Source organism: Oscillatoria nigro-viridis PCC 7112, assembly GCF_000317475.1.
GTDB classification, from domain to species: domain Bacteria; phylum Cyanobacteriota; class Cyanobacteriia; order Cyanobacteriales; family Microcoleaceae; genus Microcoleus; species Microcoleus nigroviridis.
Map to the genome: position 1 here is coordinate 91,604 of NC_019731.1, position 10,728 is coordinate 102,331.

10 protein-coding genes are annotated in these 10,728 nt (G+C 45.7%); 7 read left to right on the top strand and 3 right to left on the bottom strand.

Annotation, left to right across the window (positions count from 1 at the left end; genetic code table 11):
- Positions 1–133: 133 nt before the first annotated feature.
- The gene (locus OSC7112_RS42075) at positions 134–256 is read right to left on the bottom strand and encodes a hypothetical protein (RefSeq protein WP_263053643.1); all 123 of its coding nucleotides are present in this window, start codon (positions 254–256) and stop codon (positions 134–136) included.
- A 122-nt stretch (positions 257–378) separates the two neighbouring features.
- On the opposite strand from OSC7112_RS42075, the gene OSC7112_RS33635 reads away from it, so the two are divergent.
- On the top strand, positions 379–3,501 hold the full coding sequence (locus tag OSC7112_RS33635) for a DUF3854 domain-containing protein (protein ID WP_015179865.1): 3,123 nt from the start codon (positions 379–381) through the stop codon (positions 3,499–3,501).
- A 238-nt stretch (positions 3,502–3,739) separates the two neighbouring features.
- Here the strand turns inward: OSC7112_RS33635 and OSC7112_RS40560 are convergent, their stop codons facing one another.
- Entirely contained in the window at positions 3,740–3,898 is a 159-nt protein-coding gene (locus tag OSC7112_RS40560; protein WP_190274478.1) for a hypothetical protein, read from the bottom strand.
- Positions 3,899–4,151: 253 nt separating this feature from the next.
- Here OSC7112_RS40560 and OSC7112_RS42545 point away from each other — a divergent pair, with 253 nt between their 5' ends.
- A complete protein-coding gene (locus tag OSC7112_RS42545; protein ID WP_071884050.1) occupies positions 4,152–4,262 on the top strand; it encodes a Tn3 family transposase in 111 nt (36 codons plus the stop codon).
- A gap of 206 nt (positions 4,263–4,468) precedes the next feature.
- Here OSC7112_RS42545 and OSC7112_RS33645 read toward each other — a convergent pair whose 3' ends face one another.
- Positions 4,469–5,611 (bottom strand): RNA-guided endonuclease InsQ/TnpB family protein, encoded by a 1,143-nt coding sequence (locus OSC7112_RS33645; protein ID WP_015175249.1) that lies wholly within the window; start codon positions 5,609–5,611, stop codon positions 4,469–4,471.
- Between the two features lie 595 nt (positions 5,612–6,206).
- Between OSC7112_RS33645 and OSC7112_RS33650 the strand changes: the two genes are divergently transcribed.
- The 5 genes from OSC7112_RS33650 (at position 6,207) to OSC7112_RS33665 (ending at position 10,326) form a co-directional block, all read left to right on the top strand.
- Positions 6,207–6,557 (top strand): hypothetical protein, encoded by a 351-nt coding sequence (locus tag OSC7112_RS33650; protein ID WP_015179866.1) that lies wholly within the window; start codon positions 6,207–6,209, stop codon positions 6,555–6,557.
- Between the two features lie 1,498 nt (positions 6,558–8,055).
- Positions 8,056–8,226 (top strand): hypothetical protein, encoded by a 171-nt coding sequence (locus OSC7112_RS40565; RefSeq protein WP_190274479.1) that lies wholly within the window; start codon positions 8,056–8,058, stop codon positions 8,224–8,226.
- A gap of 35 nt (positions 8,227–8,261) precedes the next feature.
- Positions 8,262–8,771, top strand: a complete 510-nt coding sequence (locus tag OSC7112_RS33655; RefSeq protein ID WP_015179867.1) for a hypothetical protein — start codon at positions 8,262–8,264, stop codon at positions 8,769–8,771.
- A complete protein-coding gene (locus OSC7112_RS33660; RefSeq protein ID WP_015179868.1) occupies positions 8,768–9,454 on the top strand; it encodes a hypothetical protein in 687 nt (228 codons plus the stop codon). The genes OSC7112_RS33655 and OSC7112_RS33660 overlap by 4 nt, the downstream gene beginning before the upstream one ends.
- A 572-nt stretch (positions 9,455–10,026) precedes the next feature.
- The gene (locus OSC7112_RS33665; protein WP_015179814.1) at positions 10,027–10,326 is read left to right on the top strand and encodes a hypothetical protein; all 300 of its coding nucleotides are present in this window, start codon (positions 10,027–10,029) and stop codon (positions 10,324–10,326) included.
- Positions 10,327–10,728: the final 402 nt, after the last annotated feature.

Genomic DNA, 10,728 nt, shown 5'->3' on the forward strand with positions numbered 1-10,728 from the left:
CTTTCCAGCGCTTTTTACGATTTTTTATACACCCTAACTTTGCCAACAAAAATCTTGGCGGGTTTTTTAAACAAAGTTAGGAATCACACCGCAATAAAGGGCGGCTCTTACCAATATTATGTCACACCTGGTTTCAAGAAACACGCGCCCCATTGGCGACGTGGCGGTTAATGCTAGCCTTCGTGCTAACTTGCTGGCTAGCTGTAGCGGTACGATCGCAGGTTCCCCGAAATCTGACACTACCCATAGCTTTCATAGCTTCAAAAAGTCTTCAAACCTACGCTGTAACTCAATTTCACTATATTCCCCGCTAAATACGACAACTAACCGGGAATTTTCTGCTGTTGGTTTTGAAGCGGAGATCGGGGGTACGGTGTAATGAGTACCACACAATCTACACAAGAAAGTCAAGAACTTGATACCGCGCAATCCACGCCGGATTTGAAGGGATTAGGAACGCTATGCAGCATTGACAAAAAATCCCTCACCCCCGAACACGAAGCCCACATCTCAGGTAGAGGCTTACTCAATGATTGGGTCCGCGCCTGCTGCCACAGTGCCAGCATCGCCCAAGCTTCACATTATTTGGGGTATTCAGTAAAATCACCGGGCATCCTATTTATGGGGAAAGATGGGCAAGTACAATACCGACCCGATATCCGGGAGCCGAAGCGAGGTAAAAAGGAACCCCCGAAATACCTTTCCCCAAGCGGAGAATTTGACGCTTTCCTCCCCCCATCCCCCGACAACCCGCTCTACTGGGAGATTGAAGCCCTAAAGCGAGAAGCTTTTTATATCAATGGTGTACCCTACATCCTGATTACTGAGGGAGTATTCAAAGCCCTTGCTGGGTGCTCGAATGGCATCCCCACAATTTCCTTGCTGGGAGTAGAGCAAGGCCTGACAGGCAAAGCCCGCGACCCCGAAAATCAGCGATTTCTAGTACCCGCGCTGAGAAAGCTCGCAGAGGCTGGCTTTGGCTTTATCATTGGCTTTGATGCCGATGCGGCCACAAATCCAAATGTGCGGGCGGCCGAGAAGAAATTGGCTAAGCAATTGGCTAAATTCAATGTGCCAGTGAGAAGTGTCACGGGAGCCTGGGCCGCTGCCTCAGTGATTGAGTCCGGCGAGGTGAAAAATACTAAAGGCATGGATGATTTTATTCAGCACAAAGGGATTGAGGAATTCCGAGCAATCCTCACCAAAGCAAAGCTATTTGGTGAGAAAGAGAGTGATACCGAAGGGGAAAAGAAAGAAAAAGCAGTAACATCAGAAATCATCGGAGACGAACTCGCTGAGGACTTGCGCGACCAACTTCTGTATTCAAGTTCTCATAAATCTTGGATGAAATATAGTCTCGAATTCCCAGGAGTTTGGACACAAGTGGCAGATGATTATGTTCGGCACATAGTTCATAATTTGTGTCGAGCGCGGGGAGTAATGCCGAATAACAACTTCATCAAAAATGTTTTGGGCTGGCTCCAGCGCACATTGTTTGAATTTAAATGGTTAGAGCGACCATCAAACGAGCTTCTACCTTTTGAGGATGGCATACTAAACCTTCTAACTAATGAATGGCACGAACACGCCCCAGGATTCAGATTGACTTGGGTGTTACCACGCAAGTATCAAGGTAGCGCCGTTCATGCTGGATGGAAAAGAATTGAAATCTGGCTAGACCAAGCAACTAGGGGCAACAAGCGTATGAAAGATGAGTTGCTTGCCTTCTGTGCCGCTACCTTACGAGGAATGTCTGGGCTCCAAAAATTCTTAATAGGAACTGGATACGGAGGTACGGGGAAAGGGACTTATACTCAATTGGTAACACTGCTTGTAGGCGAACAGAATGTTTGGGTTGGCAAACTTGAAGACCTCACCAAACAAGACAAAATAGCTGAATTACAAACCAAACGGTTAGCTATTTTTGACGACCAAGAAAAATATACAGGCAATCTGTCAAATTTTAGGTCAATGACTGGCGGTGCGTTGATTAACGGTCGCAATCTTTACGAGCGTTCGGTTACTTTTCGATTCCCTGGGTTGGCGCTGATAACCGCTAACCAACCCTGCTTTCCGGCAAGTGCGCTTTCTTGGCTAAAGCGGCGGATTATTCAACACGAATTTGCATATACTCCCACTAAGCGCAATCGTAACTTAGTACGCGAATTCGAGCCAGAAATAAGCGCATTTACCAAGTATTTGCTCTCAATTCCAGTAGCAGAAATTGAGCGGATTCTAGACCCTGAAGACCAATCTATAAATGGCACATTTTGGGAGGATAGGGTACGCGCTGACCCGATGGCTGCATGGCTCAATGAATTAGTGATACATGATGCTGAGGCTAAAACTGCCGTGGGAGCGGACAAAAACGAATGGAAAGATGCAACTTACGTACCAACTAACTCCACCTTGTTTGGCTCCTATAACCATTACTGCACTGGTGGTGGATACAGCGCCAAAGGCAAAAACAACTTCTCAGCAGATTTAGTTGAACTCTGCCGGGAAGTGTTGGGTTGGAAAGATGTAAGCAAAGAGCGAGCGGCGGTTGGGGTAGTAATCAAAGGGTTGAGGTTGCGGACGGATACCGACAAAGGCATCGCGACCGTAGAGGAGTTGCTTGAACAGAAAAATGTAGACCTAGGTCAACACTGTGTAGACTTGAATGTAGACCTAGAACCCTTACCGCATAAGGATTATGTAGACCATGTAGACCTAACTTCAAGAAGTGCAGAAAAAAATGAAAATACTTCTGCTGACTCAAATCTCATTCTTGGCGCTGGCACGGATTCAGCATCACTTGACCAAGTAACGATTACTGCTGATGCTATAGAAACTTTACCCCCCCCCAAGGTCTACACGGTCTACACGAGCCATACAGAGCAAGATATTCAGCCGTCACAAGGTCTACATTCAGGTCTACATTCAGGTCTACATTCAGGTCAGCACAATCCAGAGCCAGAAACAGCACCAACACCGCCAACAGCACAGCCAGCACAGCCGATCGCGCCCTCAGATTTAAAACCTAAATCAGAGCAAGCGATATCCGATGCTGATGCCGAGACTATTAGAAAGTTGTCAGCACAACAGCCGACATCAACGTTGTCAACGGGGTCGTCACAGTCAAAATTATTGTTGCTGCAAGATTATGCCCGACGTATTGGGGAGGCGCTTGGATACCAGTCTCCGGCTACTGCTAAGGCAATCGCTGAGTATATCCAAGAATCGATCGTCAATCAGGACATTACCGAATCTGAGTTAGCCGAGGTCGCTGGGATTGAGAACTGGCAAGCGTTTACTGCGCTTCGGAATTTGACCGAAAACGAAAAAAACTTGGTTGAAATAGTCCAGCAGGCGATCGCAAGCAATGACGCGGAGACAGCAAAAGATGTTTTGATTTCGCTGAAAGAGGTTTGCGATTCTGGTGCTGCCGATCGTCAGAAAGTTTGGAACTCTGGGTTAACCGAATCTGAACGGGAGGCGTTTAGTGCGCTGATTCAGTAGGTGCGGTTGCGGGCGATCGATCGGCTACCAGTCACCGGCCGCGGCCACGGCAGAATTTACCCGGTTCAAGCGGATTGCCGAATGAACCAGGCGATCGGCTTCTCTAGAAGCCGCCACCAAAAAAATTAGCTAATTTTTGGGTGCCCTAAAGTCAGGCAAGTGCAGTATAAAATCAGGCGGAAAGCAGTACAAAATCAGTGAGATACAGGTTTTTGCAGGGGCTGCACTCTACCTGTATTTACCTGAAAATATCCTGCTTGCCACCTGCAATTTCCTGCCAAATTACTGCTTTTTTGTGCTGTTCGTGCCTTGACCTGTTGGGACTGGTTATGGCTGTTCTTTCTTGGTAGCAAGCAATGTTTTTGCGATCGCAAACCTGACTTTTACGTGCAGACAAAAAATATCCACCCCCTAAGCTGTTCGGCATTTAAAGGAGGATAGTAGGGTGCGGAGCGTAAATAAGGGTTTCCCATGTATAGTCAGTGTTCTAGCTGACGCACCTTACCTGAAGTGTTAATGGTTTAAATGCTCCACAGCTTATGAATATTCAGCATACTGCTTACCCGCAGTTCAAACCTTATTGATATGGAATAAGGAACGATTCGCGAGTCGCTACTGAAGCCCAAATACATCAATAAGAGCGGTAAGGTATGGGACAGGCACTGCGAATTATGTTTTTGTTGGAATATATTAGCGATCGCTCTTTACGGCAAGAGATTACTGCTTGTACTCATAACGTGGAGAATTATAACCGCCATTAATAGGTGGAAGTCGAGCGACTACTGTAAACCGACCGACTGCTGTAAACCGAGTCAGGCGGTAAATTTTTATCCGACTGTCAAGCTCGCTCGGACAATAACTGTTTAGCCGATTGCTTCATCGCGAGTCCGACAACAGCAATTTATGCGACTTTGAAATACTCACCGACCTGAAGGTGCGGTGATTCTTGACGCTTCATAGAGTTCTGCTAACCGTTGCTAGCCTGACAAACCCTCTGCGCCCGTTTAGAGTCGTGGCGATTCCCCATCCCGACTTTCTCTATAATTTTAGCCGCATTCTCATCTCTGTCTTGCTCAGTACCACAACTCATGCAAACCACTGAACGAATAGACAAATCAATTTTTCCCCACTTAAAGCCACAGTCCGCACAGACTTGGCTAGTAGGTTCCCACCTACTAATTACTTGAAACTCTCTGCCAAATTTTTCGGATTTGGATTCACAGAGAGTTCTAAATTCTCTCCATCCTTGTTGGCTAATCGCCCTTGAGAGTTTCCGATTCTTCAGCATTCCTGACACGTTCAAATCTTCCAGAATAATCACTTGGTTTTCGTTGACGATTTTGGTTGATAATTTATGCAGGAAATCTTTACGGGTGTCCGTAATACGATTGTGTAGTGTGGCGAGCTTGATTCGAGTTATATTTCTCCTTTTGGAATCTTTGGGCTGGCGGGCTAACTTGCGTTGGAGTTTGCGAACTTTCCGGTCTAACTTTTTGTAGCTAGGACTTTCGGCTTTTTCGCTGTTACTCATTACTGCAAAGGTTTTGATTCCCAAGTCAATTCCGATACTTGGGTTTTTAGCTTCGACTTGAATTGGTTGAACCTCTACAACAAAACTTAAAAAATAACGGTTTGCACAATCTTTGATTACTGTGACAGAGCTAGGTTCTGAAGGTAGATTTCTCGACCATACTGGATTGACAATACCAATTTTAGCTAAATAGACACCCCCATTTTTGAAGGAAAACCCTCCCATCCTAAATCGCGCTGATTGCCTATTTGTTCTTTTTTTTAATTTAGGATACTGAACTTTACGACCTTTCCGCTTTCCCTTACAGGAGTTGAAAAAGTTCTGGAAAGCTGTTTCCAAATCAGCTAGAGACTGCTGTAAGGGGATATTAGAAACTTCACTTAACCAAGCTCTTTCTTCGGTCTTTTTGGCTTGGGTTATTACTATTTTCTGAAGTTCAGCAGAGCTTGGCTTTTTCTCAAACTGTTTGCAGAGCGCTAGGGCATCATTCCAGACTACTCGACAGCATCCAAACAACTGAGCTAAACTCTGCTGTTGCTGATGAGTCGGATAAATTCTGTATTGATACCTTGCTTTCATTATTTTCCGTTACTTACTTGCTTTATTATACTAGGCTTTACCAACAAAATTAAGAGACTTCAAAGAGAATTAATGCCGTCTTGAAAGACGGGGCTTGTATCCCCATTTCTTGGTCAAGGCTGACATAACGGCTGCTACGCTGCCAAATTTTTCGCACTTGCTCAACTTGATTTTTAATTCAATTTAGATAACGGCTACTGTGTTGCCAATTTTCTCACACTTGCTCAACTTGATTTTTAATTCAATTCCGATGCCGGAACTTGACTATTAAGTCAATCCACTTGTTGTTAAAAACGCTAAAAAATTAGCTAATTGTTGCGTCAGCTAAAGTCAGGGATTTGCAGTATAAAGTCAGGCAAGTGCAGTATAAAGTCAGGCATTTGCAGGTATTTGCAGGGGCTGCACTTTACCTGCAAATGCCTGTAAATATCCTGCAAATGCCTGCAATTTTATGCCAAATTACTGCTTTTTTGTGCTGTTCGTGTCGTGACCTGTTGAGGCTGGTTATGGCTGTTCTTTCTCGGTAGCAAGCAATGGTTTTGTTCGTACAAACCTGACTTTTACGCGCAGAAACAAAAACAATGCACCCTTATGAATGGGGAATCCTAGGTGTCAAGGCGATCGCGCTCTTGCTAGCTATCGGACGAACGATTCTCTCGCGATCCTCGACATCAGCCGGCTGCTTCGCTTGCAAACAGGAGGGCAAGGCGCGATCGCGTTGGGCGTCCTCCGTCGATACTCAACAGCACCAACTCGAATACGTCGTGCGATGCTCGGCTCCATCGTAAAGGCGGCTGTCCTGTACACCAACAGGCTCGCTCCTGACTTCAAGAGCGACTGGCAGGAGCACAGTTCTATCCTTGTCCAAACTGCCCCATCAAACTTTCTTGCCTTGGCTGTTGTCGTGTGCGATCGCGCCAGTCCTGCCTACCAACAATTCTCATAGCAATCTTGCAAAAACCCTTAATTTGCAAAGAGTGCTCAATTTTACCCCCTATAACGTCTATTTGACATGGCAAGCTCGGCGACTACCGTACTAACTACGAGGATTGAGGAGGATTTAGAAGGGTCTAAATTACAAAAAATCGCGTCAAAAGCAACAATTCTTTACAAAAACTGATAAGTATTTATACTGATTGTGACCGAAAAAGTAGGAATTACGAGGTGTAACGAGTAATAACTGTGCTGGTTTCTCCTCTTTTTTCCTCCCAAATTTTAGCTAAAAATTGTGAATGAGTAAGTGCGATTTTCCTGCATTGTTTTGGTCAAAGTGTACTTGGATTGATAGCATCAATGGGGAGCCAGTGGTAGCGAGTTGCAGGCTGATTCGGATATTCGAGTAACGGTAGCCGAGTCACGAGTTGCACCTTTTAAGGTCGAGACAATTCTTTGAAAGCGCAATGCTGTCGGCTAGTCTAGTAATAGTAGCTATCGCCACAAACACCTAAAAACTGGGGGATGGGGGTGTCAAAGGGCTTGAATTTTACCCGATATTCAACTGTTCCGATAAATGCCATCGATGCTATGTTAGCCCAGTGTGCCAAAGGGCTTGAATTTTGCCCGATCTGAGACTGTGCCGATTGCGCGAACATTGCTCCTACTGTTGTGACAACTTCGTAGCAGCACTGGCATCAATTACCGCAACTGTCCCCATTCAACTTGGGTAGCATCGTTACGGCCTAAAACTTAGAGGCGCGTGGCGATCGCGCTCTCTCTGAAATCAAGTACAACCGTACCATCGCCCCCACAATTGTCACTGCCTTCAAAGTGCCTAGTTTAACAAGTTTTCTCGCTTTTCCTTTGACTACAAAATTTGCTGGGTTGCCAAAGTAATGCTATTAGCATTCTGGCAGCAAAAAAATATTGAGGCACTTCGCTTTTTTGTACAAAAGTGCGGTAGCACTGCATTCAATCTACCAAACAAACTGAACTGCAACTCAAGAAGAGAAAAACGTTACCGCTATTGTTCCGATACATTAATATGCAATAGCTGACTCAACCGAGTTCCGAGGCGGCAATCTTTTAGGCCATCTTAACAGCCTATTCTATTAGTTCTGCTTGCTCAATTGTGAAAGTACAGCTTGCTAAAAATGCTACAGTTGTTAGCTTGCCTCTGCTACATTTGCTTAAAATAGGAGTGTAGAGCTTGCTGTTAAATTATTAAATTGATATTAAGTGTACCGGGACAGGAAAAAACCTCAAAATTAACTTTTTGGGGCTGACTTTTCATGCGTTTTCATGCGTTTTTTGCTGTTTTTTATGAGAATGTGCGAGTAAACTTGTGCAAACTCAACTTAATTCTTAGCTGAATTTTGGGGCTTATTCGTAGCAAAAAACGCATGAGAACTCAAACTTATGCCAGAGAGGAAGCTTGCACAAAAAGCAGGAATGAGTCGTAGCAATAGCAATGTTCAGCGATATATTTATATCGGTAAAGGAAAGTTGTGGCTAAGTTTTCTGAAACTTATAGTGCGATCGCTCCTACCTACAACAGCTTCAAGCAACCGGGGCGAGCGCTGTATTCGCAACTCATGGCGATTGCCCTTCAACGAGCGCCTCGCAGTCAATTAAAGTCGCCATACCTAGATTATTCGCTATTCGCGAATGTAGAATAAAGGAAACAAGGAAACAATGCGCTTGCTCATCCGCTATGCTAAAACCCCAAGATATCCTTGCAATACTCAAAGTCCACAGTTGGGATTCAACGAACTGGACGTACAGTTCTCTCGCTCAAAGCTTGGGCATGAGCGCATCAGAAGTTCATGCTGCCCTTGAGCGTTCTGAAGCTGCCGGTCTGTATTATGGCTCCGAGCGGAAAATTTTGAAGCAAGCGGTGTTGGAATTCTTGGTTCACGGGTTGCGCTATGTATTCTACGCCCAGCCAGGCCCCCTCTCGCGGGGACTGCCAACTGCACATTCTGCTGAGCCGTTGAAAAGCAAGCTGGTTGCCTCACCGTCTGAGGTTTACGTCTGGCCTGACCCTCAAGGTATCGTGAGAGGGCAGGCAATCGCGCCTCTGTACCGTTCAGTCCCCCAAGCTGCCAGTAACGATCCAAAACTTTATGCCTTGCTCAGCTTGATTGACGCTATTCGAGTTGGTCGGGTGCGGGAGCAACGTTTAGCCGCTAGCGAACTTGAAAAGAGGATCGTCGCTCTATGAACCCGCAGATACTCATGCTGGAAATAGTTGCCAGGGTACTCTCTCAAGTACGCACTACCATCGTCTTCACAGGAGGAGCAACGATATCCCTGTATCTGGACGAAGTGGCTGCTCCTGACATTCGACCTACCGATGATGTTGATTGTGTTGTGGAAATCACGTCCAGAGCTGAATATTACAACTTCTCGAACTTGTTGCGAACCCTTGGGCTTCAAGAGAGTACAGAATCAGGCGCACCCCTATGTCGCTGGCAGTACGAGGGCATTTCCATTGATGTCATGCCGTGCGACTCCTCTGTATTAGGGTTTTCCAATCGCTGGTACAGGCCGGGCATTGCTAACTCTATTCGCTACCAACTTCCAAGTGGTAGGCAAATCCTAATTTTTTCAACGCCTTACCTTCTAGCTTCCAAAATAGAAGCTTTCATGGGTAGAGGCGGGGGTAACTTTTATTTTAGTTCTGATATTGAAGACATCGTGGCATTGGTTGACGGGCGTTCGAGTTTGTTCAAGGAAGTGCAACAAGCTGACTATGAAGTGAAAGCATTTTTATCAGGATGGTTTCGAGCCGAGCTGGAAAATCTGTGCTCCATCGCGCCTGCTTTCCTCTCACCCGTTGCTAAAAATTCAGGTCGCACTCGCTTGCTCTTGCAAAGAATTGAAAGGCTGGCGATGGTAGTTTAGTAGTTAACTGCTAGCAATAGACAGCAGCGGACACTCGATCGAGGTAAGCCTTACACTCGCAAACAGCCCGGCTCGGAACGCAAAAACCAGATAGTCCAGCCTCAACTTTATTGCTGGCATAGTGGGTACTACGCTACAAAATCGCTTCATAAATTTTAGCTGCCTGCCAATTTTCTCACACTTGCTCAACTTGATTTTTAATTCAATTCTGACACCACAACTTGACTATTAAGTCAATCCACTTGTTGTTAAAAACGCTAAAAAATTAGCTAATTGTTGCGGAGCGCTAAAGTCAGGCAAGTGCAGTATAAAGTCAGGCAAGTGCAGTATAAAGTCAGGCGGAAAGCAGGTATTTGCAGGAACTGCACTTTACCTGCATTTACCTGCAAATATCCTGCAAATGCCTGAAATTTTCGGTCAAATTACTGCTTTTTTGTGCTGTTCGTGTCGTGACCTGTTGGGACTGGTTATGGCTGTTCTCTCTCGGTAGCAAGCAATGTTTTTGCGATCGCAAACCCTGACTAATTCGTGTTGACAAAAAATAATGCACCTTTATGAATGGGGCATCCTAGATGTCAAGGCGCTTAATTTTTACCCGCTCTTCGGCTGTACCGATCGCTCACATTGCTCAGGCAGTTGTTGTGGCGACTTTTGTGGAGGCGATCGACGCCGACAACTGTCACAACAGCCGATGTGGTGGCGGTTGTCGGCGCGGCAGAATTTGCCCGGTTCAAACTGCATTACTGTATTGCTCTTCAACATCTGTTAACGCCCCATCAGTTGTTCGGGGAAGTACGCTGCTATCGCTCCCCAAAAATAGCGATAGCCAAATTTCCCAAATACCGCTCTCTGAGGAAAGTGTTTGTAGCTAGAGATCGTAGAGCGCCGTTCGGTATGCTGCATTCTTCCGACACCCGCTCTCCACGAACCGAGGATGCCTCTTCTTGAGCTATCGCTCCCGGGTAGAAAATTCGCTCTAGTTGAGAGTCAGGTTGCTGACACCGCCGCCACTGCTGGACTTGCCCGGAGTCGAGTCGGGTGTCCGAGCAGTGAATGACTTTCCAAGCGGTGCTGCCGAGCGAGAGGAAACGAGCTAGAGGAAGCTTGGAGTGGAAAAGTTAATTTAAGTATTTTCCGGCCTGATTTAAGTATTTTCGCGCAGGAAAACAGTTACTTTTATAAAGACTTAACATAAGTCAAACAACTCTCAGTAAATATACAGAATTATTTTCTGACTCGCAGCAGCAAAAACTATAAAGTTCAGTATTGTAACT